Source organism: Bradyrhizobium sp. CB1015, assembly GCF_025200925.1.
GTDB lineage: Bacteria > Pseudomonadota > Alphaproteobacteria > Rhizobiales > Xanthobacteraceae > Bradyrhizobium.
Window position 1 is genome coordinate 6,097,468 of sequence record NZ_CP104174.1, and the last position, 24,322, is coordinate 6,121,789.

26 protein-coding genes and 1 riboswitch are annotated in these 24,322 nt (G+C 64.9%); of the genes, 14 read left to right on the top strand and 12 right to left on the bottom strand.

All coding sequences use genetic code 11. From position 1 onward, the window contains the following. Window positions 1–166 precede the first annotated feature (166 nt). Window positions 167–1,381, top strand: coding sequence for an NADP-dependent isocitrate dehydrogenase (locus N2604_RS28630; protein WP_260371406.1), 1,215 nt, complete (start codon window positions 167–169; stop codon window positions 1,379–1,381). 84 nt (window positions 1,382–1,465) lie between these two features. Here N2604_RS28630 and N2604_RS28635 read toward each other — a convergent pair whose 3' ends face one another. Next, on the bottom strand, window positions 1,466–2,692 hold the full coding sequence (locus N2604_RS28635) for a cyclic nucleotide-gated ion channel (protein ID WP_260371407.1): 1,227 nt from the start codon (window positions 2,690–2,692) through the stop codon (window positions 1,466–1,468). A 6-nt stretch (window positions 2,693–2,698) separates the two neighbouring features. Beyond that, complete coding sequence (gene alaS / locus N2604_RS28640; protein WP_260371408.1) at window positions 2,699–5,377, bottom strand: alanine--tRNA ligase; 2,679 nt, start codon at window positions 5,375–5,377, stop codon at window positions 2,699–2,701. A gap of 234 nt (window positions 5,378–5,611) precedes the next feature. Further along, a riboswitch (glycine riboswitch) is annotated at window positions 5,612–5,702 on the top strand. A 146-nt stretch (window positions 5,703–5,848) separates the two neighbouring features. On the opposite strand from alaS, the gene gcvT reads away from it, so the two are divergent. The 3 genes from gcvT to gcvP all read left to right on the top strand — a co-directional run bounded on the left by gcvT (window position 5,849) and on the right by gcvP (window position 10,418). Next, window positions 5,849–6,994 carry a glycine cleavage system aminomethyltransferase GcvT gene (gene gcvT, locus N2604_RS28645; protein WP_260371409.1) on the top strand — a complete coding sequence of 382 codons (1,146 nt, stop codon included), beginning with the start codon at window positions 5,849–5,851 and terminating at the stop codon, window positions 6,992–6,994. A gap of 9 nt (window positions 6,995–7,003) precedes the next feature. Next, entirely contained in the window at window positions 7,004–7,372 is a 369-nt protein-coding gene (gene gcvH, locus N2604_RS28650) for a glycine cleavage system protein GcvH (RefSeq protein ID WP_260371410.1), read from the top strand. Window positions 7,373–7,550: 178 nt separating this feature from the next. Then, on the top strand, window positions 7,551–10,418 hold the full coding sequence (gene gcvP / locus N2604_RS28655) for an aminomethyl-transferring glycine dehydrogenase (protein ID WP_260376325.1): 2,868 nt from the start codon (window positions 7,551–7,553) through the stop codon (window positions 10,416–10,418). Window positions 10,419–10,549: 131 nt separating this feature from the next. Here the strand turns inward: gcvP and N2604_RS28660 are convergent, their stop codons facing one another. The 3 genes from N2604_RS28660 to recA form a co-directional block, all read right to left on the bottom strand. Beyond that, entirely contained in the window at window positions 10,550–11,524 is a 975-nt protein-coding gene (locus tag N2604_RS28660; protein ID WP_260371411.1) for a hypothetical protein, read from the bottom strand. Window positions 11,525–11,631: 107 nt separating this feature from the next. Further along, complete coding sequence (locus N2604_RS28665) at window positions 11,632–12,567, bottom strand: hypothetical protein (RefSeq protein WP_311739670.1); 936 nt, start codon at window positions 12,565–12,567, stop codon at window positions 11,632–11,634. Between the two features lie 100 nt (window positions 12,568–12,667). Further along, a complete protein-coding gene (gene recA / locus N2604_RS28670; RefSeq protein WP_027577058.1) occupies window positions 12,668–13,756 on the bottom strand; it encodes a recombinase RecA in 1,089 nt (362 codons plus the stop codon). A 524-nt stretch (window positions 13,757–14,280) separates the two neighbouring features. Between recA and N2604_RS28675 the strand changes: the two genes are divergently transcribed. Both N2604_RS28675 and N2604_RS28680 read left to right on the top strand, forming a co-directional pair. Next, a complete protein-coding gene (locus tag N2604_RS28675) occupies window positions 14,281–14,481 on the top strand; it encodes a hypothetical protein (protein ID WP_260371412.1) in 201 nt (66 codons plus the stop codon). A gap of 155 nt (window positions 14,482–14,636) precedes the next feature. Next, on the top strand, window positions 14,637–14,807 hold the full coding sequence (locus N2604_RS28680) for a hypothetical protein (RefSeq protein ID WP_260371413.1): 171 nt from the start codon (window positions 14,637–14,639) through the stop codon (window positions 14,805–14,807). Between the two features lie 619 nt (window positions 14,808–15,426). On the opposite strand, the gene N2604_RS28685 is transcribed toward N2604_RS28680, so the two are convergent. Beyond that, entirely contained in the window at window positions 15,427–15,684 is a 258-nt protein-coding gene (locus N2604_RS28685) for a DUF2798 domain-containing protein (RefSeq protein WP_260371414.1), read from the bottom strand. A gap of 258 nt (window positions 15,685–15,942) precedes the next feature. Between N2604_RS28685 and N2604_RS28690 the strand changes: the two genes are divergently transcribed. Next, entirely contained in the window at window positions 15,943–16,131 is a 189-nt protein-coding gene (locus tag N2604_RS28690; protein ID WP_260371415.1) for a hypothetical protein, read from the top strand. A 30-nt stretch (window positions 16,132–16,161) separates the two neighbouring features. Here the strand turns inward: N2604_RS28690 and N2604_RS28695 are convergent, their stop codons facing one another. Together N2604_RS28695 and N2604_RS28700 are read right to left on the bottom strand one after the other, a co-directional pair. After that, window positions 16,162–16,416, bottom strand: coding sequence for a hypothetical protein (locus tag N2604_RS28695; RefSeq protein ID WP_260371416.1), 255 nt, complete (start codon window positions 16,414–16,416; stop codon window positions 16,162–16,164). Window positions 16,417–16,515: 99 nt separating this feature from the next. Continuing rightward, a complete protein-coding gene (locus tag N2604_RS28700) occupies window positions 16,516–16,812 on the bottom strand; it encodes a hypothetical protein (RefSeq protein WP_260371417.1) in 297 nt (98 codons plus the stop codon). A 363-nt stretch (window positions 16,813–17,175) separates the two neighbouring features. On the opposite strand from N2604_RS28700, the gene N2604_RS28705 reads away from it, so the two are divergent. Together N2604_RS28705 and N2604_RS28710 are read left to right on the top strand one after the other, a co-directional pair. Continuing rightward, entirely contained in the window at window positions 17,176–17,640 is a 465-nt protein-coding gene (locus N2604_RS28705; RefSeq protein WP_197963088.1) for a PaaI family thioesterase, read from the top strand. A 335-nt stretch (window positions 17,641–17,975) separates the two neighbouring features. Then, window positions 17,976–18,218 (top strand): PilZ domain-containing protein, encoded by a 243-nt coding sequence (locus tag N2604_RS28710; RefSeq protein ID WP_260371418.1) that lies wholly within the window; start codon window positions 17,976–17,978, stop codon window positions 18,216–18,218. 216 nt (window positions 18,219–18,434) lie between these two features. Here N2604_RS28710 and N2604_RS28715 read toward each other — a convergent pair whose 3' ends face one another. Then, the gene (locus N2604_RS28715) at window positions 18,435–18,650 is read right to left on the bottom strand and encodes a hypothetical protein (RefSeq protein ID WP_260371419.1); all 216 of its coding nucleotides are present in this window, start codon (window positions 18,648–18,650) and stop codon (window positions 18,435–18,437) included. Between the two features lie 162 nt (window positions 18,651–18,812). Between N2604_RS28715 and N2604_RS28720 the strand changes: the two genes are divergently transcribed. Together N2604_RS28720 and N2604_RS28725 are read left to right on the top strand one after the other, a co-directional pair. Further along, window positions 18,813–19,217 carry a hypothetical protein gene (locus tag N2604_RS28720; protein ID WP_260371420.1) on the top strand — a complete coding sequence of 135 codons (405 nt, stop codon included), beginning with the start codon at window positions 18,813–18,815 and terminating at the stop codon, window positions 19,215–19,217. 102 nt (window positions 19,218–19,319) lie between these two features. Further along, window positions 19,320–19,652 carry a hypothetical protein gene (locus N2604_RS28725; protein WP_260371421.1) on the top strand — a complete coding sequence of 111 codons (333 nt, stop codon included), beginning with the start codon at window positions 19,320–19,322 and terminating at the stop codon, window positions 19,650–19,652. A 79-nt stretch (window positions 19,653–19,731) separates the two neighbouring features. Here the strand turns inward: N2604_RS28725 and N2604_RS28730 are convergent, their stop codons facing one another. From N2604_RS28730 to N2604_RS28740, 3 genes are read right to left on the bottom strand one after another with little or no spacing between them, the layout of a single operon-like run. Continuing rightward, window positions 19,732–20,088, bottom strand: coding sequence for a carboxymuconolactone decarboxylase family protein (locus N2604_RS28730; protein ID WP_260371422.1), 357 nt, complete (start codon window positions 20,086–20,088; stop codon window positions 19,732–19,734). 19 nt (window positions 20,089–20,107) lie between these two features. Further along, a complete protein-coding gene (locus N2604_RS28735) occupies window positions 20,108–20,575 on the bottom strand; it encodes a DUF6691 family protein (RefSeq protein WP_260371423.1) in 468 nt (155 codons plus the stop codon). A 5-nt stretch (window positions 20,576–20,580) separates the two neighbouring features. After that, the gene (locus N2604_RS28740) at window positions 20,581–21,009 is read right to left on the bottom strand and encodes a YeeE/YedE family protein (protein ID WP_260371424.1); all 429 of its coding nucleotides are present in this window, start codon (window positions 21,007–21,009) and stop codon (window positions 20,581–20,583) included. A gap of 82 nt (window positions 21,010–21,091) precedes the next feature. On the opposite strand from N2604_RS28740, the gene N2604_RS28745 reads away from it, so the two are divergent. From N2604_RS28745 to N2604_RS28755, 3 genes are all read left to right on the top strand, one after another. Further along, window positions 21,092–21,412, top strand: coding sequence for a helix-turn-helix transcriptional regulator (locus N2604_RS28745; protein WP_260371425.1), 321 nt, complete (start codon window positions 21,092–21,094; stop codon window positions 21,410–21,412). 35 nt (window positions 21,413–21,447) lie between these two features. Next, window positions 21,448–22,878 (top strand): cytochrome c oxidase accessory protein CcoG, encoded by a 1,431-nt coding sequence (ccoG, locus tag N2604_RS28750; protein ID WP_260371426.1) that lies wholly within the window; start codon window positions 21,448–21,450, stop codon window positions 22,876–22,878. A 239-nt stretch (window positions 22,879–23,117) separates the two neighbouring features. After that, complete coding sequence (locus N2604_RS28755) at window positions 23,118–24,302, top strand: GNAT family N-acetyltransferase (protein ID WP_260371427.1); 1,185 nt, start codon at window positions 23,118–23,120, stop codon at window positions 24,300–24,302. Window positions 24,303–24,322 lie beyond the last annotated feature (20 nt).

Genomic DNA, 24,322 nt, shown 5'->3' on the forward strand with positions numbered 1-24,322 from the left:
GGCCGGACCCGGCTGCGGCGCGGCCGGCCGCTTCCCGCCTGTGGAAGCTGGATGAGCTAAAAGTGCATAATCCCTTGGCTTTCGCCCGCCGCGCGGCGGTGCTAAGAGGCGGCGGATATTCCAGCTGGCGCGCCGAATGCGCCGTTCCCAAGAGGCTTCCCCGATCATGGCAAAAATCAAGGTATCCAATCCCGTCGTCGAGCTCGATGGCGACGAGATGACCCGGATCATCTGGCAGTACATCAAGGACAAGCTGATCAACCCGTTCCTGGATGTCGAGCTGCTCTATTTCGACCTGGGCATGGAATACCGCGACCACACCAACGATCAGGTGACCATCGACGCCGCCGAGGCGATCAAGAAGGTCGGCGTCGGCGTCAAGTGCGCCACCATCACCCCGGATGAAGCCCGGGTGAAGGAGTTCAACCTCAAGCAGATGTGGAAGTCGCCGAACGGCACCATCCGCAACATCCTCGGCGGCGTGATCTTCCGCGAGCCGATCATCTGCAAGAACGTGCCGCGCCTGGTTCCCGGCTGGACCAAGCCGATCATCATCGGCCGCCACGCCTATGGCGACCAGTACCGCGCCACCGACATCAAGTTCCCGGGCAAGGGCACCCTTTCGCTGAAGTTCGTCGGCGAGGACGGCACCGTGATCGAGAAGGAAGTGTTCAAGGCGCCCGGCGCCGGCGTCGCGATGGAGATGTACAATCTCGACGATTCCATCATCGACTTCGCCCGCGCCTCCTTCAATTACGGCCTGCTCCGTAATTACCCGGTGTACCTGTCGACCAAGAACACGATCCTCAAGGTCTATGACGGGCGCTTCAAGGACATCTTCCAGGACATCTTCGACCGCGAGTTCAAGAAGGAATTCGACGCCAAGGGCCTGATCTACGAGCACCGCCTGATCGACGACATGGTGGCCTCGGCGCTGAAATGGTCCGGTGGCTATGTCTGGGCCTGTAAGAACTACGACGGCGACGTGCAGTCCGACACGGTCGCGCAGGGCTACGGCTCGCTCGGCCTGATGACCTCGGTGCTGCTCACCCCCGACGGCAAGACCGTCGAGGCGGAAGCCGCCCACGGCACGGTGACCCGCCACTACCGCGAGCACCAGAAGGGCAAGGAGACCTCGACCAACTCGATCGCATCGATCTTCGCCTGGACGCGCGGCCTCGCCCACCGCGCCAAGCTCGACAACAACCCCGAGCTCGCCAAGTTCGCGAGCACGCTGGAGAAGGTCTGCGTCGACACCGTCGAGGCCGGCTACATGACCAAGGACCTGGCGCTGCTGGTCGGCGCCGACCAGCGCTGGCTCTCGACCACCGGCTTCCTCGACAAGGTCGCCGAGAACCTGACCAAGGAGCTGGCGGCGTAAGCTGCCATCTGCAATTTCGCCCGACTGGGCCAGACATCATCCCGGGCCGCGCTACATGCGCGGCCCATTTGCTTTTCGGGCCGTTCAGCGGTCGGTGTCGTCCTTCTCCGCCTGCGCCAGCTCTGCCGCCGCGAGATCGCCGCTATCGGCGAGCCTGGCCTTGGCGGTGGTGTGGACGTGCTCGGCGAGCGTCGGCATGCGCGCGATCAGGGCATGAAAATCCTGGGCATCGAGCACGAGCAGCCGGGTCTTGCGTGTCGCCGTCACCGTGCCGCTGCGCTTGGTCTTGTGCAGCAGCGCGATCTCGCCGAAGAAGGTGCCGTCGGCGAGGCGCACATGCTGGTTCGGCAGCGCGATCTCGACCTCGCCGGCGGTGATGAAATACATCGACGAGGCGACATCGCCCCGCCGCACCAGGATCTCGCCCTGCTCGATGGTGCGCGCCCTGAGCAGGCGCATGATGTCGGCGATCTCCGCGGCGGAGAGGTGCGAGAACAGCGGCACCCGCGCCAGCATGCCCCAGGTGACGACGAAATCGCGCCGCCTCACCTCTTCGGCGAACGCCGAGGAGATGATCGCGACCGGCAGCGCGATCATGGCAAAGCCTGCAATGATCGCGAAGGTCGAGACGAACTTGCCGAGCGGCGTCACCGGCACGACGTCGCCATAGCCGACGGTGCCGAGCGTCACGATCGCCCACCACATCGCCTGCGGGATGGTGCCGAGCTTGTCGGGCTGCACGTCGCGCTCGATGGCGTAGAGCAGCGAGGCGAAGGTCAAGACCGCGCCGATCAGGATGACGATGCAGCCGATCAGCGCGCGCCGCTCGGCATGCACGGCGGCGAGCAGCGAGCGCATCGCCGGCGAATAGCGGATCAGCTTGAAGAACGGCAGCACGCCGAGCCCGGCCAGGGTCGCGTGCCGGCCCGTGGCGAGCACGATCGCAGCCGGCAGGAACGCCATGAGATCGATGATGCCGAGCGCGGAGAAGGCATAGGACAGCCGGTCGGCCAGCGCTGAGCCTTTGCGCTGGGTGTGTCCCGCCACCGTCCACAGCCGCGCCAGATATTCGAGCGCGAACACGATGACGGCGAGGACGGCGATCGCGCTGAACAGCGTGTCGAACCGCGCGTCGAGCTCCGGCACCGAGGCGAGGACCATCGCGGCGACGTTGAGCACGATGACGGCGATGATGACCTGGATGAAGCGCGACCCGACCGAGTAGGCCAAGGGATCGTGCTCCAGCAATTCGTAGAGGCGATCCCTAAAGTCCGGATCGCGAAGCCCACGTCCTCGCGGAACGAGGCGCATGGCGATTTACGCGCCCGCCATCGCTTTTTCGATCGCGCTCAAGGCTTCGGACGCCTTGGCGCCATCGGGGCCGCCGGCCTGGGCCATGTCGGGCCGGCCGCCGCCGCCCTTGCCGCCGAGCGCCTCGGAGGCGATGCGCACGAGGTTGACGGCATTGAAGCGCGCGGTGAGGTCCTGGGTGACGCCGACCACGATTCCGGCCTTGCCGTCCTCGGTGACGCCGACGATGGCGACGACGCCCGAGCCGATCTGCTTCTTGCCGTCGTCTGCGAGGCTCTTGAGATCCTTCATCTCGATGCCTTCGACGGCGCGCGCCATCAGCTTGACGCCGCCGGCCTCGCGCACGCCTGACGCCGCGCCGTTGCCGGCGGAGGCGCCGCCGCCCATCGCCAGCTTCTTGCGGGCGTCGGAGAGCTCGCGCTCGAGCTTCTTGCGCTCCTCCATCAGCGCGGCGATGCGCGCCGGCACGTCGTCGAGCGAGGTGCGCAGCTCGTTCGCCGCAGTCTTCGCCAGCGCCATGGTGTCGTTGGCATGCTTTCGCGCGTAGTTGCCGGTCAGCGCCTCGATGCGGCGCACGCCGGAGGCGACCGCGCTCTCGCTCGTGACCGTGATCAGGCCGATATCGCCGGTGCGCTTCACATGGGTGCCGCCGCAGAGCTCGACCGACCAGCCGAGCGCGTTGGCGCCGCGCTCGCGCGCGGTCCTGCCCATCGAGACGACGCGAACCTCGTCACCGTATTTCTCGCCGAACAGCGCGCGCGCCCCGGCCTCACGGGCCTCGTCGACGCCCATGATGCGCGTGGTGACCTCGTCATTCTCGAGCACCACGTCATTGGCGATGTCCTCGACGCGAGCGAGCTCTTCCGCCGTGATCGGCTTCGGATGCACGAAGTCGAAGCGCAGCCGATCCGGCGCGACCATCGAGCCGCGCTGGGCGATGTGATCGCCGAGCACCTGGCGCAGCGCCTCGTGAATGATGTGGGTCGCGGAGTGATGCGCGCGAATCGTCGAGCGCCTGGAATGATCGACCTCGAGCTGCAGCGCCGTGCCGAGCTTCACCTCGCCGCTCTCGACCGTGCCGATATGGACGAAGAGATCGCCGAGCTTTTTCTGCGTATCGGTGACGCGGACCTTGATGCCGCCCTCGCCCGACAGCACGCCGGTGTCGCCGACCTGGCCGCCGGACTCCGCATAGAACGGCGTCTGGTTCAGCAGAAGCGCGCCCGTCTCGCCGGCCTTGAGGCTGGTGACCTCAACGCCGTCCTTGACCAGCGCCGAGACCACGCCTTCGGCGCTCTCGGTCTCGTAGCCGAGGAATTCGGTGGCCCCGAGTTTCTCGCGCAGCGGGAACCAGATCGCTTCCGACGCCGCCTCACCCGAACCCTTCCAGGACTCGCGCGCCTTGGCCTTCTGACGCTCCATCGCGTCGGTGAACGCCGCCTGGTCGACGCCGATGCCGCGCGACTTCAGCGCGTCCTGCGTCAGGTCCAGCGGGAAGCCGTAGGTGTCGTACAGCGTGAAGGCGACGTCGCCGTCGAACATGTCGCCTTTCTTCAGACCGGCGCTCTTCTCGTCGAGGATGGCAAGGCCCCGCGAAAGAGTCTTGCGGAAGCGGGTCTCCTCCAGCCGCAGCGTCTCCTCGATCAGCTTTTCCGCGCGCATCAATTCCGGATAGGCCTGGCCCATCTCGCGCACCAGCGCCCAGACCAGCCGGTGCATCAACGGCTCCTTCGCGCCCAGGAGCTGCGCATGGCGCATCGCGCGGCGCATGATCCGGCGCAGCACATAGCCGCGGCCCTCGTTCGAGGGCAGCACGCCGTCGGAGACGAGGAACGCCGAGGAGCGCAAGTGGTCGGCGATGACGCGGAACGAGGCCGCATTCTGCTCGGTCGGGCCGCTGCCGAGCGCGGATGCGGTGGCGTCGATCAGGTTCTTGAACAGGTCGGTCTCGAACACGCTCTCGACGCCCTGGAGGATGCAGGCCATGCGCTCCAGGCCCATGCCGGTGTCGATCGAGGGACGCGGCAGATTAACGCGCTCCTCCTTCGTCACCTGCTCGTATTGCATGAACACGAGATTCCAGAATTCGAGGAAGCGGTCGCCGTCCTCTTCCGGCGAGCCGGGAGGCCCGCCCCAGATGTGCTCGCCGCGGTCGATGAAGATCTCCGAGCACGGGCCGCACGGGCCGGTGTCGCCCATCGCCCAGAAATTGTCGGAGGTCGGAATGCGGATGATACGGTCCTCGGAGAAGCCGGCGATCTTCTTCCAGAGCCCTGCCGCCTCGTCGTCGGTGTGGTAGACCGTGACCAGCAGCTTGTCCTTCTTCAGCCCGAACTCGGTCGTGATCAGCTTCCAGGCGAGCTCGATCGCGCGCTCCTTGAAGTAATCGCCGAACGAGAAATTGCCGAGCATCTCGAAGAAGGTGAGATGGCGCGCGGTGTAGCCGACATTGTCGAGGTCGTTGTGCTTGCCGCCGGCGCGCACGCATTTCTGCGAGGTGGTGGCGCGCTGATAGGGCCGCTTCTCGACGCCGGTGAAGACGTTCTTGAACTGCACCATGCCCGCATTGGTGAACATCAAGGTCGGGTCGTTGCGCGGCACGAGTGGCGAGGACGGCACGATCTCGTGGCCGTTCTCGGCAAAGAAGTTCAGAAAGGTCGACCTGATCTCGTTGACGCCGCTCATGTTCATCCAATCGGGTATGCTTGGGCCCGCTGCTCGCCGTCCAAACCGGACCGTTAAGGCTGATATCTGCGGGCCAAAGCGCTTTTAGACAAGGCCAGCTTCGCTGTCCAGAAACTGTGCAGAGAGATCAGAGGGTTGCCGCAGGCGCTCAATCCCCTTGCAATCCCGTTGGATAGGGCGCGCGGACGCGTTGACAGGCTTGGCTCCCCTGTGGTCTCTACCCATCTGTATCGTACGGCCACGTCGGGAGAGACCGGCTACTGGTAGCCGGCGCCGAAGGAGCAACCGCCCCGGAAACTCTCAGGCAAAAGGACCGCGTGGCTTTGACAGCATCTGGAAAGAGGCGCCGACGGGTGTAGACCCGGACAGCGTCCGCCGACGGGATAATACTCTCAGGCACAGCGACAGATGGGGCTTCGACTGGTGTCCATCGGGGAATCCTCCCCGGGGAACCGCCGAGGGCCCCCTAAGATGCTAGCTCACGACCAAGACTCCCTGAAACATACCCCCCTTTACGACCTCCATGTGTCCCTGGGGGGCAAGATGGTGCCGTTCGCGGGCTATGACATGCCCGTGCAATACCCCGCGGGCGTGCTGAAAGAGCACCTCCATACCCGCACCAAAGCGGGCCTGTTCGACGTCTCCCACATGGGCCAGCTCGCGCTTCGGCCGAAGTCGGGCAAGATCGAGGACGCCGCCCGCGCGCTGGAGCGGCTGGTGCCGCAGGATATCGTGGCGATCGCCGCGGGGCGGCAGCGCTATGCCCAGTTCACCAATGAAGACGGCGGCATTCTCGACGACCTCATGGTCGCCAATTTCGGCGATCACCTGTTCCTGGTCGTCAACGCCGCCTGCAAGGACGCCGACGAGGCCCATCTGCGCGCGAATCTGTCCGACGCCTGCATCATCGAGCAGCTTGCCGACCGCGCGCTGATCGCGCTGCAGGGCCCGAAGGCCGAAGCGGCGCTGGCGAAATTCTGTGCAGAGGCGCCGGCCATGACATTCATGGACGCGGGCCCGCATGAGGTCGCCGGCATCAAGTGCTTCGTCTCGCGCTCCGGCTACACCGGCGAGGACGGTTTCGAGATCTCGGTTCCATCAGGCGACGCCGAACGCCTCGCAAAGATGCTGCTGGAAGATCCCGACGTGCTCCCGATTGGCCTCGGGGCCCGCGACAGCCTGCGGCTGGAAGCCGGGCTCTGCCTGTACGGCCACGACATCGACACCACGACCACGCCGGTCGAGGCCGCGCTGGAATGGTCGGTGCAGAAAAGCCGCCGCAGCGGCGGTGTGCGCGCCGGCGGCTTTCCCGGCGCTGCGAAGATCCTCGCCCATTTCGATGGCGGCGCATCCCGCCGCCGCGTCGGCCTGCGCGCCGAAGGCCGCGCGCCGGTGCGCGAGGGCGCGCTGCTGTTTGCGAATGACGCGGGCGGCGAGCCGATCGGACAAGTCACCTCGGGTGGTTTCGGCCCGAGCCTGAATGCACCGGTTGCGATGGGCTACGTGCCCACCGCGTCGAGCGCGCTTGGCACCAAACTCTTCGCCGAGGTGCGTGGCCAGCGGCTGGCCTTGCAGGTCGCCGCCATGCCCTTCGTGAAAAACACCTACAAACGCTGAGGACGAGACATGACCACGACGCTGTACACTTCCGACCATGAATGGCTCGCCATCGACGGCGATGTGGCCACGGTCGGCATCACTGACTACGCCCAGCAGCAGCTCGGCGACGTCGTGTTCGTCGAATTGCCCAAGCTCGGCCGCGTGCTGAAGAAGGCGGAAGCCGCCGCCGTCGTCGAATCCGTCAAGGCCGCCTCGGACGTGTACGCACCGATCTCCGGCGAAGTGCTCGAGACCAACGAGGCGCTGGCCGCCGAGCCGGCGCTGGTGAACTCGGATGCGCAGGGCGCGGCGTGGTTCTTCAAGATCAAGATTGCCGACAAGAGCGAGCTCGGCGGCCTCATGGATGAAGCCGCCTACAAGGCACATACGGCGTGAAGATATGACCCGAGCCGTCTCAACATACTCACTGTCATGCCACGCGAAGGCGGGGCATCCAGTAAACGCAGGCGGTTCGGCTGGAGCCGAGAAGCTGCGGCGTACTGGATCGCCCGCCCCTGTGCGCGATTGCGCACAAGGCGGGCGATGACAGCAACTCCTAAAGCGAGGACCCATGATGACCGCGCACCGCAAGTCCAACGGCGACACCGCCACCTCTTTCGTTCGCCGCCACATCGGCCCCTCGGCGCGCGACGTCACCGCAATGCTGGAGGCCGTCGGCGCTAGAAGCGTCGAGGCGCTGATGGCGGAGACGCTGCCGGCCTCGATCCGGCAGGCCGCCCCGCTCGATCTCGGCAAGCCGCTCAGCGAAACCGAGGCGATCGCCCATATGGCCGAGCTCGCAGGCCAGAACCAGGTCTTCACCTCGCTGATCGGCCAAGGCTATTCCGGCACCATCCTGCCCGCGGTGATCCAGCGCAACATCCTGGAGAACCCGGCCTGGTACACGGCCTATACGCCCTACCAGCCGGAGATCAGCCAGGGCCGGCTGGAAGCGCTGTTCAATTTCCAGACCATGATCTGCGACCTCACCGGGCTCGACGTCGCCAACGCCTCGCTGCTCGATGAGGCGACCGCGGCAGCCGAAGCCATGGCGCTCGCCGAGCGCCACTCGCAAGTGAAAGCGAAGGCCTTCTTCGTCGACAAGGACGTGCATCCGCAGACGCTGGCGGTGATGCGCACCCGCGCCGAGCCGCTGGGGTGGTCTCTGGTCGTCGGCGATCCCCTCACCGACCTCGACAAATCGGACGTGCTCGGCGCGCTGCTGCAATATCCTGGAACCTCCGGCGCCTTGCGCGACCTCAGGCCCGCGATCGCCTCCCTGAAGGCCAAGGGCGCACTCGCGATCGTTGCCGCCGACCTCTTGGCGCTGACGCTGCTCGCCTCGCCCGGCGAGCTCGGGGCCGACATCGCCATCGGCTCGGCGCAGCGCTTTGGCGTGCCGATGGGCTATGGCGGGCCGCACGCCGCCTATATGGCGGTGCGCGATGCGCTGAAGCGCTCCCTGCCCGGCCGCATCGTCGGCCTCTCCGTGGATTCGCGCGGGGCACCCGCCTATCGCCTCGCGCTGCAGACCCGCGAGCAGCACATCCGCCGCGAGAAGGCGACCTCCAACATCTGCACCGCGCAGGTGCTGCTCGCCGTGATCGCCTCGATGTATGCGGTCTATCACGGCCCCGAGGGCCTCATCCAGATCGCGCGCAACGTGCATCGCCGCGCCGCCGTGCTCGCGACTGGCTTGCGCAAGCTCGGCTTTGCGCCTCAAGCCGAGAACTTCTTCGACACGCTCAGCGTCGATGCCGGCGGCAAGCGCGAGGAGATCGTCGCGCGCGCCCTGGCCGAGAAGATCAATCTCGGCGTCGGTGATACTGCCCTTCGCATCGCGCTCGACGAGACCACGACGCCTGCAACGGTTGAAGCGGTCTGGCGTGCCTTCGGCGGCAAGCTTGCCTATGCCGAGATCGACGCCGAAACGCGCGAGGCGCTGCCGGACGCGTTGAAGCGCGCCACCGCCTTCCTGACCCATCCGGTCTTCCACGCGCATCGCTCGGAGACCGAGATGCTGCGCTACATGCGCAAGCTCAGCGATCGCGACCTCGCGCTCGACCGCGCCATGATCCCGCTGGGATCCTGCACCATGAAACTGAACGCGACCACCGAGATGATGCCGCTGACCTGGCCGGAATTCGCCACGCTGCATCCGTTCGCCCCGCGCGAGCAGGCAGCCGGCTATCACGCGCTGTTCGCGCGGCTGGAAAAATGGCTGTGCGACATCACCGGCTATGACGCGATCTCGCTGCAGCCGAATTCGGGCGCGCAGGGCGAATATGCCGGGCTGCTCGCGATCCGCGGCTACCATGCCGCGCGTGGGCAAAGCCATCGCAAGATCTGCCTGATCCCCTCCTCCGCCCACGGCACCAATCCGGCCTCGGCCGCGATGGTCGGCATGGACGTGGTCGTGGTGGCTTGCGAGAAGAACGGCGACGTCGACGTCAATGATCTTCGCGCCAAGGCGGAGAAGCATGCGAACGATCTCGCCGCGGTCATGATCACCTATCCCTCGACCCACGGCGTGTTCGAGGAGCACATAAGCGAGATCTGCGACATCGTGCACGGCCATGGCGGCCAGGTGTATCTCGACGGCGCCAACCTCAATGCGCAGGTCGGCCTCAGCCGGCCCGGCGATTACGGCGCCGACGTCAGCCATCTCAATTTGCACAAGACCTTCTGCATCCCGCATGGCGGCGGCGGTCCCGGCATGGGCCCGATCGGCGTCAAGGCGCATCTCGCGCCGTTCCTGCCCGGACACCCCGCAACGCAAGCGGATGCCCCGGTGGGCCCGGTCTCGGCCGCGCCGTTCGGCTCGGCCTCGATCCTCACCATCTCCTACATCTACATCCTGATGATGGGCGGCGAAGGCCTGAAGCGCGCCACCGAGATCGCGATCCTCAACGCCAATTACATCGCAGCGCGTCTCGATCCGCATTTCCCGGTGCTCTACAAAAACGCGAAGGGCCGCGTCGCGCATGAGTGCATCGTCGATCCCCGTCCGCTGAAGGCGACCAGCGGCGTCACCGTCGACGACATCGCAAAACGCCTGATCGATTACGGCTTCCACGCCCCTACCATGAGCTTCCCGGTGCCGGGCACGCTGATGATCGAGCCGACCGAGTCGGAATCCAAGGTCGAGCTGGATCGTTTTTGCGACGCCATGATCGCGATCCGGAAAGAAATCGCCGAGGTCGAGGCCGGCCGCTTCGAGATCGCAGCCTCGCCCTTGCGCCACGCCCCGCACACCGTGCACGACATCGCCGACGACGATTGGAAGCGCGCCTACACCCGCACCGAGGGTTGCTTCCCCGACGGCGTCTCGCGCACCGACAAGTATTGGTGCCCCGTCGGCCGCGTCGACAACGTCTATGGTGATCGTAACCTCGTGTGCTCCTGCCCGCCGGTGAGCGATTACGCAGAAGCTGCGGAGTAGGATTTGTAGGGTGGGTTAGCCTCGCGGCTGCGCAAAGCGCAGTCCGCGAGGCGTAACCCACCTCTTCTGTCTCCACAGATACGAACAGTGGTGGATTACGCCTTCGGCTAATCCATCCTACGAATGCGCCGCTAGGGCGCAATCAGCAACCGGCTTTCGCGATCCCACCGCCACAGCCGTTCGTTGGTCAACTCGGTACCGCCCCACCATCGTTTGATGGAATTGTGGCGCCACATGTCGTCTTCACGGGCGAGAAGTGAACGCCCGAGCTCAGTCAGCGTGATCTTCCACTCGCTCCTGCCGAAGTAACGATCCTCATTGTCGAACGCCGGATCGCCCAACAAGACCGGCGGTGCCGAATATTCCCCCAGTTCGAGCAACGCGTCGCCTGCGTCGTCCTCGTCGAATACCTTGCGAAGCCATCTCGCGTCTACGACGAGCCTCGGGTCGGTGTGCCCATCGTTCACGAAGTCCAGCAAATCCATTTCGCTGGCACCCAGTCCCGTGGTGCTGTCCGGAAGCTCTTCCATCATCGCGATGAGTGCCGATCGAAGTCTCGGCAGGATCGTCAGATCCGTTATCAGCAGATCGAAACAGGGGTGTGGCGTGTCAGCCCGATAGGCGCGCCAGGCGCGGCTTGCCGTCACCAAATGGTTCTCGGTCACCTTGAAGGCCGGCAGCTTCCATTTTGCGACAGACTCCGGAGCATAGTTGGCAATAGTGTCGTCTGCATGCATCAGGCTCAGCTTCGACGTGATCTCCTTGTACGGACGAAGCAGGTCGAGCAGCCAGACCAGCACGAGTTGGTCGCTCGGCCACGGGTCGGCCCATACTTCAATCGAGTCGAACTTCTCGCAGAGCTGAAAGAAACCAATATCTTGCGAGCCGAAGCCCATCAGCCAATCTCGCTTCACGCCGTCGAGCCAATGATCGCCCCTTCTGGAATGCTTCGCGGAACGTGGCTCCAGCCCCATCGCGAGTTCCTCCTCGGACGGCAATTGGCCCCGCACGAAGCGCGGGGAAAAGCTGAGGGCGATATTCCCCAAGTTGGAGCCGCCGAGCACGGCGGCCGCTTCATAATTCGTTGCCAAAATCAGATGCGACAAGATCGCCTCTCAAAATTGATGAGCAATACGGAGCACACTGAGCGATACGCATGCCTTACTCAGGCGCAATCAACAGCCGGCTTTCGCGACCCCAGCGCCAAAGCCGTTCACTGGTGAGAAGCGTGCCGCCCCACCAGCGTTTGATCGGGTTGTGACGGCGAAAATCTTCCCGGCCCGCCATCGCCAAACTCCGTCAGCGACAGCCGGCTCCGGCGAAAGGCAGCATTGCGACTTCTCGCGTTGTCCGGGTCGAGTGTCGCCAGCTTGCCGTCCAGACCCGCGATCGCTGGCGCGGGGCCGAATGCGAGCCCTTCGAGCAACGTGCCGAGCTCCCACGGGTCGAACACGCGTGTCCCCAGCGCGTCCGGCCGAAACAGCTCATCGGTGCGATTGTGTCCGCCTGCAATCCGCTCGAGAAGTAGCGTCTCCGTCGCCCCCAGTCCCGTCGCCGGCGACGGAAGTTCTGCCAGCAGGTCTTCCACGGCCGGCTTCAGGAAAGACAGCTTGCCGAGCGGCCTGTGGAGCAGCCCGGCGCAAAGCTCGGGCGTCGGCGCCCGGTAGGCTTCCCAAGCCATGTCGGCGATCTCGAAGTCGCTTTCCGTGACATCGAGCTCGCGAACGTCACGATGACGCAACTCCCCGGGGTCTGCGTCCTGCAGATCGAAATCGACAAGACGCAATTTCAGACGCTCTGCGATGACCGGATGAGAACGCAGGTAGCCGAGGATCCAGATCAGCTGCAACTGACTGTTTGGTTCAGGATCGAACCACAGTTCGATGAAGTCGACTCCGTAGGTTTCGCAGACCCAGAGCAACCCGCCCGCCCGATCCCGGCGACTGAGAAGGGGCGATTGACGGACCCTGACGCAATCCGACCAGTGCATCTCGTTAGACGGCCACCTGGCGCCGAGATAATCGTTGAGGTGGTCAGGCGTGGGAAGTGGCCCCGAAACGAAACGATAGATGAACGGGACGACCATGTCGGCGCGATCGGCGAGAGCAAGACCGACGCCCGCCGAGCTGGTCAGGATCACACGCTTCATCGCCGCCGCACCCCCCCACGCAAACCGAAACGGGCACCGAAGACGTCGGCAACTCAACGTCCTCAGTGCCCGCTCCTCGCGAAAACTTTCGCGTTAGGTCTTACTCGTCCGCCGGCTCCTCGCCGTCCGCGTCGCGCTCAGGCGTGCCGGCCAGAATCTGCTCGGCGATCAGGCCCGAGTTCTGGCGGATCGCGGTCTCGATCTTGGCGGTGATGTCGGGGTTGCCCTTCAGGAACGCCTTGGCGTTCTCGCGGCCCTGGCCGAGGCGCTGGCTGTCATAGGAGAACCAGGCGCCGGACTTCTCGACGATGCCGGCCTTGACGCCGAGATCGAGGATCTCGCCCATCTTGGAGACGCCCTCGCCGTACATGATGTCGAACTCGACCTGCTTGAACGGCGGGGCCAGCTTGTTCTTGACCACCTTGACGCGCGTTGTGTTGCCGACCACTTCGTCGCGCTCCTTGATCGCACCGATGCGGCGGATGTCGAGGCGGACGGAGGCGTAGAACTTCAGCGCATTGCCGCCGGTGGTGGTTTCCGGCGAGCCGTACATCACGCCGATCTTCATGCGGATCTGGTTGATGAAGATCACCATGGTGTTGGACTTGTTGATGGAGGCCGTCAGCTTGCGCAGCGCCTGGCTCATCAACCGCGCTTGAAGTCCCGGCAGCGCATCGCCCATCTCGCCCTCGAGCTCGGCCTTCGGCACCAGCGCCGCGACCGAATCGACCACCAGAACGTCGACGGCGCCCGAACGCACCAAGGTGTCGCAGATCTCCAGCGCCTGCTCGCCGGTGTCGGGCTGCGAGATCAGGAGCTCGTCGATGTTGACGCCGAGCTTGCGGGCATAGACCGGATCGAGCGCGTGCTCGGCGTCGATGAAGGCGCAGATGCCGCCCTTCTTCTGCGCTTCCGCCACCGTATGCAGCGCCAGCGTGGTCTTGCCCGAGGATTCCGGCCCGTAGATCTCGACGATGCGTCCCTTGGGCAGGCCGCCGATGCCGAGCGCGATATCGAGCCCGAGCGAGCCGGAGGACACCGCCTCGATGTCCATGGAGCGGTCGTTCTTGCCGAGCTTCATCACCGAGCCCTTGCCGAACTGCCGCTCGATCTGGGAGAGCGCGGCGGCCAGAGCTTTACTCTTGTCCATGGAAGATCCTTCGACGATACGCAGGGCAGTTGCGGACATTGGGTCGTGCTCCTTATGGCGAGGATTCGCGTGAGGGACAAACGGTTGCGAGGCAGCTCGGCGATAAAAGCAATGTACCCTATTTGTTCCAGGGTTCGCAATATGTTCTTTTGCGGTTTATGTCTTTCGGACTAGACCGCGAGTCAGGTGCGGCAGCTGGTCGAGCCGGCTTCATGAACCATAGCGGGGAGTCCAGGTTATCCGGGCATGCATCGCCTATGGTATTTCGTGGCCTTCCTCGCCGTCACCACTACCGCATTCGGTGCCTTGGTGGCGTTTGACAAATTCCTGGGATGAACCGGAGGCCGCTGGCTTGGCGGCCGCCTCGGTTGATAAAAATCGACCTCTGACAAACCAGCCATGCTGGATCGTCTCGCTGTCCGCTCTGCTCTGCGTGCACAACTGAACAGACGCGGATCCATTTCCGGATCCTAATGCATCATCACCGCGCGGACCGTGGCCACTATCGGTGATGAGAACGCTTAACCTCGCGCTCCCGCCTCCTCGCACGGAAAAAGCGCGCCATGTTCAAGCGACGACGTTTCAAGCAGCAACTGACCCTTCAGGACCGGCTGTCGGCATGGGTGACGCAGGTCCGCGAGCAGGCGTCCAAACTTCCTCCCGGGCCGGAGCGGGACGCGCTGCTCAAGAAGGCCCGTCAGGCCGACGTTGCCAATCATCTGAACGATTGGGTCAAATCGCCGGGGCTTCAGCCGCCGAAATAACCCGGCCTCCGCCGGGTTCCTCGGAGCGACCATGACCGACATCAACGACGCGCGGCCGGCGCGCCGTCATGTTTCCGTAATCCTGCGGCACCGAACCTTTCGCGGTCTCCGGCCTTCTGTGGGGATGGGACCGCAACTTCTGGGGACCTCAAGTCATGACGGACAACGACACGCACCACGCTACGATCAGGCGAAAGCCGCTGCTGGAGGCGGCGCACGAGGAGATGGTGAAGTTCGAGCGCAAGGAAAACGAGTTCCGCAAGAAGGACCGTGAAGAGCGCGCCGCCGAGCTCCATCTTCCGTTGAATGAGATCAAGGTCCACTAGGCACCGCCAGGACCTTCCGGAGCGCGTCGAGGCCCGCCCCGCGATGCGGCGCCAGCCGGCGATTTGGGCGCTTTCTCGATCGGCATCGCCGGTGGGCAACCGCGGGCGCACAAGGTATCTAAATACTACCAACAACCCGTTGGCCGAGCGAGGAAATTACCCGGCACCCTACTGTGCATGGGGTTGTTTTCCACTTTTGAAGGGCAAGGCGCGGGCGCCGTCCAATGGGAAGCCCGGCACGCCGGTCCCCTCTACAGCAGCGCCAGAAGGATCAGGCCTATCACCAGCACCACGAAGCCAGCCGCCGTCGCGGCGGCAAATGACCGCTCTACGTTATCCATGATGCCACCCCGTTGTCGGCGCGCCACGTTTCCCCCATGGCTGCGCCGAACGGACAAAATCTTGCCGACGGCTGTGTCGGCAGTGGTGCGGACGGATGTCGAAATTGGGACCGGTGCGGGGCCAGTCTGCGGCCTTGCGGTCGCGCTCCTGCCGGCCGCCCGCCTGTCAGGCTGTCGTAAGCTCAGCCGGCTAGGGTCGCTCGGCTCTGGTGTTGCAGCCCAGCACCCAGCCTCCAACAACTCTCAGCCCCGCTTGGCTCTCCCCAGGCGGGGCTTTTTCATGCCTGCCGGCCGGCGCGGGGCTCCCGCTCCTCCTGGGTCAGGCGCAGCGCGAAGGCGCGGATCGCGGGCGCCGCCAATAGCACGACCGGCAGCATCGCGGCCCAGGCGATCAGCCAAGACACCATCCAGTGCTGAACGAAGAGCACCGGGCTGCCTGCAGGAAAGCTGGCTACTCCCGCCGCGATCAGCGAGGTCAGCCCGGACTGGATGATGCCGAAGACGAAATGAGAGTAGCGGCGGGGAATGCCGAGCATGAGGCGCCCATGGTTGCTGGCCCGCGATCAGGCAAGCAAGGCACATGCCGTCAAGCTGGAGCGGATCGTGCGCCCCGGGTCGGAACCACGCTGTGGGCCCGCCGGATGCACCGGGAGCCCAGGAACTTTGTTCATGGTCGGAGAACCACGGACATCGAGAACCGTTCGCGCGCGGCCAGCAACAGATTTTGCTTGCCCGCGGAATATTGCGACCACCAACATGTTTGCAGGCACGAGGGTGAATCGTGGGAGGTGACCATGAATCACAGGGGCGTCGAGTTCACCATCGCCAAGACGGCGACTCCGGGAATCTGGCAATGGCAGTTCCGCATCGGCGACCAGATCAAGACCGGCAAGACCGAGACCAGGATCGACCTGCTGGCGATCCGGCGCGTGCAGCTGCGCATCGATCGGGAGCTGAAGGCGATCGGGCGAAAGACAGCCTGAACGTTTCGCCCTCTTGCGCCATGGAACGCGTCAGTCCGCGCTGGGCAGCCGCCGCATGGTGAACTCGATGTCGCCGCCGGGCAATTCGCGCCAGGTCTCGACCTCGCTCATATAGCCGGCCTTGGGATAGCGGGCGAAGAAGGCCTGCGCCCGCTCCCGCGCTGCCGCGCGCGGCAGCGTAAAAGTCTCGCGCAGATAGCCGTCGCCCGCGGTCGGACCCGGCTTGCCGGCCGCCTTGCGCCGGCGCGCCATCCGCTCGGCGAGATCCCGCGGACGATCGGCCATATCCTGCCTTCCTTGACGCACTACGCTGCGGACAATGTAGGGCGCCGGCCGGATCAAGAGGAGTCCCGTCGGAAAGACTTCGTGCCTCCCCGGAACGGGTCAGTTGGCGGCCGTACCGCTCTTGGTCTTCTTCGGCGCACTGGTTGCGGCCGACGCCTTCGGCGCCGCCGGCTGCTTCGGCGGATCGGCGCGCATGCCGCCCCAGGGATCGCTGGACGCCTTGGAATCCGGAATCTTCTTCAGCGTTTCCTTGTAGGCCTTGTCACGCTCGGCCTCGGCAGCCTTCTCCTCCGGCGTCTTGCTCGGGGCATCCTGCATCAAATTGATATTGGGCAGTTGCGCGTAGGCAGGTCCCGCCAGCACGGCCAGCACCGCGGCCAAACGGAAAAGCTTCATCATTCACTCCTTAGATCTTCCATGAGGCACGGATCGCCCCGCGCCGTGTCATCCTTGTCAGCCCGGTCACGAGCCGGTGTCCGCTAGAGCCGATCCGATCTGCATGATTTGGGCGCATGCAGCCAGTCGTCCCAGATCGGACCGCATTTGGTGCACCCGCTCAGCGCGACACCGAGCACGGCCATGCAAAAGACGAGGACACACCGACGCAACATCATCCACCCCTACCCAAGCGAGGCATCATATCGGGCCAAGTCAGGCATTTTCAAGCCGAGGCGGCCGCCGCGAGACCTGGTGACTTTGCCTCGACGATGCGCGCACAATGCGATGAAACATCCGGCAACACAGGAGAGCGCGACAGCAATGCAAACGCAGCCAGAAGCCGAGTTCGGCCCCGCCGACGCCAGGCGCATCCTCGGCGAGGTCTTTGCGCCCTGGGTCCAGGATCTCAACCTCGCGGTCGAGCGCATCGAGCATGCGCCGCCTGCGGACGTTCCGGACTGGCAGCCCGGCGCGCTGCTGCGCATGCCGTTTTCGGAGCGGCTGTGCCGCAACGGCGGCGTGGTCTGCGGCCAGGCCCTGATGGCGCTCGCCGATACCGCGATGGTGATCGCGATCCTCGCCGCCAATCGCGGCTACCGTCCCATGACGACGGTCGACCAGACCACGCATTTCATGCGCGCGATCTCCGCGTCCGACGTGCTGGCGGATGCGCGCGTGGTACGGCTCGGGCGCACCATGAGCTTTGGCCGCGTCACGCTGCTCTCGGCCGCCGACGGCAAGCCGGCCGCGATGGTGTCGAGCGCGTTCGCGATGCTGCCGGGATGAACGCGCCCTGAAACAAGAGAGCCGCGCGGAGCGCAAAGCTCGAAGCGGCTCTCGATGAAATCGTGTCGGGACAGGAAGCGCGCTCGCGCTTCGCCAGCGAGAGCGCGCTGCGGCGAACAGAATCGAAAGCGAAGTCTTTATCAACCTCTCGATCGGCGGGTCACGCCATAAAGGAAAAGCTCTCGGGTAGGCTCTTTGGGCAGGTTCGTTGGAGCGGCTCGCCGCTCCAACGTCGTAAACAAAGTCTGAAACCCCGTGCAAGTAGCGCCAGTATTGAGTTTAGTTCAACGTAATTTCTATGCACTACTTCATAATCATCGGCAGGGCTGACGCGGATGATTGAGAAGCGTACATCGCAACGTCACCGTGTTTTCAAGGGCGGAAAGATCACCTTTGAAAACAGCGGCATTCCTTGCACGGTGCGCAACATGTCGGCGGGCGGCGCGGCGATCGACCTCGACACTCCCGTCATGTTGCCGCAATCGGTCACGCTCTCGATCGCGTGCGACCGCTTCGTAAGGCATTGTCGCACAGTTTGGCGCAGCGACAAGCGCGTCGGCCTCGCTTTCGTGCAATAGCACGCGCGACGTGAACGAACGTTCGCATCACGTGCACAACACGATCATGATTGCTTCGATACGCTGACCGCGGGCTGCGATCGCGCGCGTGACGACCGCGAGCGCGATCGATGATGCCCCCGCAACAAATCGTCCACCGGGACGATCGATCCTGCGCGACAGGAGCGACGGCGCTTTGCCGAAGCCGAAAGGTAGGTCCGCGCCATCCACCTCACGTCATTTCGGCTTCTTGGCAGGTTCGCCCGGACGGGCGCCGCCCCAGGGGTCGTACTTGTCCTTGGGCTCGGGAATGCGCTCGAGCGCGGCCTTGTAGGCCTTCTCGTCGACCTTGGGACTGTTGTCGACCGGCTTGGCGCCGTCATTGGGCTGGCGCCGGCCCTGCGCCTGCACTGAGCCGGCCGTCAGTGCCAAGACCGCGGCCGCGATGACCAAAAATCCTCATTGCAGCAATCCCCCTCGTGTGGGGTACAACCTAGCCCGCACTCGCGGAATAGCAATATCGCGGGTTCCAAGTCTTCAGCAAATCTTGATCGACCGGGACTTCGCCGGATCGCGTTCGTGCCTATCTGTTGGCCCGCAGGGGGACCTCCAGGGATGTTGCGGATCATTGCTCATGCGGCGCTGCTCATCGGCGCGCTGGCGCTCGGTGCCTGCGGCTTTGCCGACAGCCGCGCACCGGTACCAGAGTTCATGCGCATGAAGGAGGCCGAGCAGCCGCCGCCGGAAGCGGCGCCCGACGTCAAGCGCGTGGTGCGCGAGCAGATCGACGTCGTCTTTCTTGCAACGTCCTATCCGCGCGAGGTGCACGTCGCCCCGCCCCATCGCGAGGTGCGAGGACCGGGCTGGACCGCATGCGTACGTGCGCAGCTCACCTCGGCGACCGGCACGTCCCTCGGACCCCAGACCTACATCGTGACGATCAACGGCGGCAAGGTCGTGGACCGCCGGCGCGCGGACGCCGACGACATCTGCGGGACCGAGACTTACGAGCCGATCTAGGAACCCGCCTTGACGACAAGGTTCCGGGAAAAACCTGTAGATGACCCGGAACGATCACCGCCTCCCTTTCTTGTTACCGCCGAGGGCAGTTTCGAGGAGGACATGATGAGGACGTTGACTATTGCGCTGTTGGCTGGCGTGGGTGCTTTGGCCGCCGCCTCGGGGGCGAAGGCTTCCGATCTCTATACGAGCAGCGAGTACACCAATCCGGATCTCGTGCAGCAGGTGCGACTCGTCTGCGACGATTCCGGCCGCTGCTATCGCACGCGCGGCGGTTCGCGCGTGATCGTGCGCGATTCCTATAATTACATGCCGCGCGAGCGCTATTACGAGCGCCGGACCTATCATCGCGATTGGGATGACGGCCCGCGCGCCGGCGTCGGCATTCGCGCACCCGGCGTCAGCGTCGGCGTCGGTGTCGACGACCGTTGGTGAGCGATGAAGGCTTGATGCTCGGGACCGGACGAGACTATTCGCCCGGTCCCGGTGGTGTAACCGAATCCGGCCGCCGATCCTAAGCCGCGACGGTTTGCTGCTGGAATTGCTCGTAGGCCGCGATCGCGTCCGCGGCATACATCAGCGACGGCCCGCCGCCCATGTACACGGCCATGCTAAGCGTCTCCTCGATCTCCTGACGCGTCGCACCGAGCTTGACCAGCGCCTCGGTGTGAAAGCCAATGCAGCCGTCGCAATGCGCGGCAACGCCGAGCGCGAGCGCGATCAGCTCCTTGGTCTTCTTGTCCAGCGCCCCGTCGCGGGTGGCGGCCTGGGCGAGCGCGGCAAATCCCTTCATGGTGTCGGGAATGTCGCTCCGCAGCTTCTTCATGTTGGCGGAGATCTGCCTGATAATTTCGGGGTAGTTCTTGTCCATGACGACTCTCTGCGTGACTTCAGGTTTCGAGCGGATCGGCCGGCGTGACGAAGCGCGTCAATGACGGCAGGTGAGCGATGAAGCGGGCGAGCACCATGCCGGCGCACATCGACGCGACGAAGACGACGGCGGAGAGCGAGCCAAATCCGAGCGCGGTCAGTGCCGGCCCCGGACAAAAGCCCACCAGTCCCCAGCCGACACCGAAGATCGCAGGACCTGCGACGATCCTGGGATCGATGTCTCGCCGCGTCGGCAGATAGAATCGATCGGCGAAGAATGGACGCGCGAACTTCAGGACGCGGCTGAAGCCGACGAAGGTCACCGCCACCGCGCCCGCCATCACGAAAGCGAGGCTCGCATCCCATGTCCCCGCCGGAATGCCGCCGATGTCCAGGAAGTTCAGCACCTTTGCGGGGTTCGACATCCCGGAGACGATGAGGCCGATGCCGAAGACCAGCCCGATCGCGAATTGAACGAGGATTGCCATGGCGATCAGCTCCAGTGTCGCATCACGAAAACGGTGGCCATGCCGGCGGCCATGAAGGTCATTGTCGCGACCAGCGAGCGCACCGACAGCCGCGACAGGCCGCAAACACCGTGGCCCGAGGTGCAGCCGCTGCCCCACACCGAACCGAAACCCGTCAGCAATCCGCCCACGATCAGGAGGGCCGGCCCCGCCGCGATCGTCTGCTCCGGCAGACCTCCGGTGACGAGGCGCGCCAGCACGGGCGCGGCGGCGAGACCGGCGACGAAGGCGAGGCGCCCGGCGAATTCGCGGTCCTCGTAGGGCGGAAACAGCCGCGCGGCGATGCCGCTGACGCCGGCGATTCGCCCCGTTGCCCACATCAGCAGAACGGCGGCAAGCCCGATCATCGCTCCGCCAGCGAGGGACGCGATCGGCGTGAAAGACGTCGTGACCATGAGCCTCTCCTGATCAAGGTACCTTTACGGACGATATGCCATTTCGATTGTTTCTTATTTTCGAAGATACTAATATATCGAGATGAAGCGCAAGCCCCGCAATCAGGAATTGCTCGCTCTGGAGGAGAAGGCCGAAGAGGCGTCCCGCCTCCTCACCGCCATGGGCAATCCCAAGCGGCTCCTGGTTCTCTGCAACATGCTGGACGGCGAAAAGTCCGTCGGCGAACTCGCCGACATCGCTGGCCTGTCGTCGGCCGCGCTATCCCAACACCTCGGAAAGATGCGCGCATTGAGCCTGGTCAAACCGAGGCGGGACGGCCAAACGATATACTATAGCATCGCGAGCCCGGAAGTCCGCGCAGTGCTGGAGATTCTGTACCGTCTCTTCTGCGCCGGCAAGTAGGGACTCTCGCCTTCGCAAGACGCGGGGAGCATGGGATGACCGACGACACCTTCATCGAGGGGCCTCTCTACGAGAAACGGAAGAAGGTCTATCCGCAGTCGGTCCATGGCCCTTTCCGGCGCATCAAATGGGCGATCCTCTGCGTCACGCTCGGGATCTACTATCTCTTGCCGTTCGTACGCTGGAATCGCGGACCTGGCCTGCCCGACCAGGCCGTGCTGATCGACTTCCCGCATCGGCGCTTCTACTTCTTCTTCATCGAGCTGTGGCCGCAGGAGGTCTATTACTTCACCGGTCTGCTCATCATCGCGGCGATGACGCTGTTCCTGATGAACGCGGTCGCCGGGCGGCTGTGGTGCGGCTACATGTGCCCGCAGACGGTGTGGACCGACCTGTTCTACGCGGTGGAGCGTTGGGTCGAGGGCGACCGGCGCGAGCGCATGCAGGGCGACAAGCGCTACTGGACGTTCGACCACCTTCGCAAGGTCGCGCTCAAGCACTTCCTCTGGATCATGATCGCCTGGTGGACCGGCGGCGCCTGGGTGCTCTACTTTTCCGACGCGCCGACGCTGGTGAAGGAGCTCGCGACCTTCCAGGCACCGTTCATCTCCTATCTCTGGATCGGCATCCTCACCGCGACGACCTATGTCTTTGCCGGTCACGCCCGCGAGCAGATGTGCATCTACATGTGCCCGTGGCCACGAATCCAGGCGGCGCTGACCGACGAATGGGCGCTCAACGTCACCTATCGGCGTGACCGCGGCGAGCCGCGCATGTCGGTGAAGAAGGCGGATGCCGCCCGCTCCCACGGCGAACTCGCCGGCGACTGCGTCGACTGCCACCAATGCATCAATGTCTGCCCGACCGGCGTCGACATCCGCCACGGCATCCAGCTCGGCTGCATCCAGTGCGGCCTGTGCATCGACGCCTGCGACAACGTCATGCGCGAGATCGGCCGGCCCCAGGGCCTGATCGGCTACGACACCGACATCAACATGCAGCGCCGGCGCGAAGGCAAGCCGCCCGTCTACCGCATCATCCGTCCGCGCACGCTGATCTATGCCGCGGCCATCGCCATCGTCGGCAGCATCATGCTCTACACCCTCGCCACCCGCGCGACGATGGACGTCAACGTGCTGCACGAGCGCAATCCCCTCTTCGTCCAGCTTTCGGACGGCGGCGTGCGCAACGACTACACCGTGCGCATCCTCAACAAGGGCGCACAGCGATCGTTTGCGCTCGAAGTCTCCGGTCTGCCGGGCGCGACCATTCGCGTCGCCGGCATCGAGGCGGGCGGCAAGCCCATCATCGAGGTCGGGCAGGATCAAACCCGCGAGGTCAGGCTGTCGGTCCAGGTCGGGCCGGGCGATCTGCCGCAGACCTCCCGCGACGTCGAGATCACCATCACCGATACCGCCAGCGGCGGCCGCGCCAGCGCCCGCGATCATTTCGTGCCGGGCGACTAGTCACGTTCCTCAGGCAGGCCATCGCATTTGAGCGCTTTTCCCTGCGGCCATCCTTCGAGACGCCCGCTTGAAGCGGGCTCCTCAGGATGATTCCTCAGGACCAAGCCGCGCCTGGATTCTGAATGAAACGTTAACGCTACCGCTCGAATTGCAGCGGCGTGCCAACGGTATTTTCCAATCTTTACGCTAAGCATGACCGGTAGCACGGGCTCAGCTCGCGTGAACGGGGACGACGGGACGTGGTCGACATCGCGCATCAGGCTGCGATCAATCCGGCATCGGCAAGGGATGTCGCGATGGCGCGCGCGCCTGTGCCGCTTGCCGCGGTCGACACCGGCCAATGGCGCGCGCTGGCGCAGCGGGCGATCGAGCCGAACGGATATTACCTGCCGGCCTGGGAGCTCGCCGTCAGCGCAACTGCGCGCGGTCGCACGGATGCCTCGGCACTGCCCGCATTTGACGATTCTTCGGCCCGGCTGATCGGCCTGATGCCGGTGGTCTCGCTGTGGCGCGCCCTGAAGATTCCCCTGCCCGCCCTGGTGAGCGCGCATCCCTATGGCACGCTGTGCAGCCCGCTGCTCGACCGCGACGCTCCGCTCGAAGCCGCCGCGCGTCTGCTGCAGCAGGCGCGCGAGGCGGGCGCGCATGCGCTCGTGCTGACCGACCTCGCGCTCGAGGGCGCAGCCATGGCATCGCTCAAGCACGTGCTGAACCGCGACGGCCTGGAGCCGAGAATCCTCAGCTCCTACATCCGCGCCAGCCTCGATGCGACGCAGGATGGAGAAACGCTGTTGCGCGACGCGCTCGGCGCCAAGAAGCTCAAGGAGCTGCGGCGCCAACGTCATCGTCTCGAGGAGCACGGCCCCGTCGTGTTCGAGATTGCGCGCAGCTCCGACCAGATCGGACGTGCGCTCGAAAGCTTCCTGCAGCTCGAAGCCAGCGGCTGGAAAGGCAAGCGCGGCACCGCACTGGTTCAGCATGCGGGCGATGCGACCTTCATTCGCCGCGCCGTGCCGGCGCTGGCGGAGACTGCACAGTGCGAGATCATCACGCTTCGCGCCGGCGCGACGCCGATTGCCGCCGGCATCGTACTGCGGCACCAGGACCGTGCCTTCTTCTTCAAGCTCGGTATCGACGAGCGCTTTGCAAAATATTCGCCGGGCGTGCAGCTCACGCTGGACCTCACCCGCCATCTCTGCGCCGATCCCGTCATCGCCAGCGCGGACTCGACGGCAAATGCCGATCACCCCATGATCAACCCGATCTGGCGCGGACGCCTTGCGATCGGCGATGTGCTGATCCCGCTGCGGCGGCATGACCCCGTCGTGGGACTGATCCATGCGGCGCTGATCACGCTTCGCCTCGCCCACGATACGGCGCGGAGCGTGGTTCATTTGATGCGGCGAACGCGCAAAGCAGTCTAGGCCGTTACTGATTGAGCGGG

Bases quoted from the DNA above. Each gene is read 5' to 3' on its own strand.
- N2604_RS28725 (WP_260371421.1), top strand. From the start codon at position 19,320: ATGATGAGGACGTTGACTATTGCGCTGTTGGCTGGCGTGGGTGCTTTG.
- N2604_RS28745 (WP_260371425.1), top strand. From the start codon at position 21,092: ATGAAGCGCAAGCCCCGCAATCAGGAATTGCTCGCTCTGGAGGAGAAG.
- gcvH (WP_260371410.1), top strand. From the start codon at position 7,004: ATGACCACGACGCTGTACACTTCCGACCATGAATGGCTCGCCATCGAC.
- N2604_RS28710 (WP_260371418.1), top strand. From the start codon at position 17,976: ATGATTGAGAAGCGTACATCGCAACGTCACCGTGTTTTCAAGGGCGGA.
- ccoG (WP_260371426.1), top strand. From the start codon at position 21,448: ATGACCGACGACACCTTCATCGAGGGGCCTCTCTACGAGAAACGGAAG.
- N2604_RS28695 (WP_260371416.1), bottom strand. From the start codon at position 16,416: ATGGCCGATCGTCCGCGGGATCTCGCCGAGCGGATGGCGCGCCGGCGC.
- N2604_RS28685 (WP_260371414.1), bottom strand. From the start codon at position 15,684: ATGCTCGGCATTCCCCGCCGCTACTCTCATTTCGTCTTCGGCATCATC.
- N2604_RS28735 (WP_260371423.1), bottom strand. From the start codon at position 20,575: ATGGCAATCCTCGTTCAATTCGCGATCGGGCTGGTCTTCGGCATCGGC.
- N2604_RS28705 (WP_197963088.1), top strand. From the start codon at position 17,176: ATGCAAACGCAGCCAGAAGCCGAGTTCGGCCCCGCCGACGCCAGGCGC.
- N2604_RS28665 (WP_311739670.1), bottom strand. From the start codon at position 12,567: ATGAAGCGTGTGATCCTGACCAGCTCGGCGGGCGTCGGTCTTGCTCTC.
- gcvT (WP_260371409.1), top strand. From the start codon at position 5,849: ATGCTAGCTCACGACCAAGACTCCCTGAAACATACCCCCCTTTACGAC.
- N2604_RS28700 (WP_260371417.1), bottom strand. From the start codon at position 16,812: ATGAAGCTTTTCCGTTTGGCCGCGGTGCTGGCCGTGCTGGCGGGACCT.
- N2604_RS28635 (WP_260371407.1), bottom strand. From the start codon at position 2,692: ATGCGCCTCGTTCCGCGAGGACGTGGGCTTCGCGATCCGGACTTTAGG.
- N2604_RS28680 (WP_260371413.1), top strand. From the start codon at position 14,637: ATGACGGACAACGACACGCACCACGCTACGATCAGGCGAAAGCCGCTG.
- N2604_RS28730 (WP_260371422.1), bottom strand. From the start codon at position 20,088: ATGGACAAGAACTACCCCGAAATTATCAGGCAGATCTCCGCCAACATG.
- N2604_RS28720 (WP_260371420.1), top strand. From the start codon at position 18,813: ATGTTGCGGATCATTGCTCATGCGGCGCTGCTCATCGGCGCGCTGGCG.
- N2604_RS28740 (WP_260371424.1), bottom strand. From the start codon at position 21,009: ATGGTCACGACGTCTTTCACGCCGATCGCGTCCCTCGCTGGCGGAGCG.
- N2604_RS28630 (WP_260371406.1), top strand. From the start codon at position 167: ATGGCAAAAATCAAGGTATCCAATCCCGTCGTCGAGCTCGATGGCGAC.
- alaS (WP_260371408.1), bottom strand. From the start codon at position 5,377: ATGAGCGGCGTCAACGAGATCAGGTCGACCTTTCTGAACTTCTTTGCC.
- N2604_RS28690 (WP_260371415.1), top strand. From the start codon at position 15,943: ATGAATCACAGGGGCGTCGAGTTCACCATCGCCAAGACGGCGACTCCG.
- N2604_RS28675 (WP_260371412.1), top strand. From the start codon at position 14,281: ATGTTCAAGCGACGACGTTTCAAGCAGCAACTGACCCTTCAGGACCGG.
- gcvP (WP_260376325.1), top strand. From the start codon at position 7,551: ATGACCGCGCACCGCAAGTCCAACGGCGACACCGCCACCTCTTTCGTT.
- recA (WP_027577058.1), bottom strand. From the start codon at position 13,756: ATGTCCGCAACTGCCCTGCGTATCGTCGAAGGATCTTCCATGGACAAG.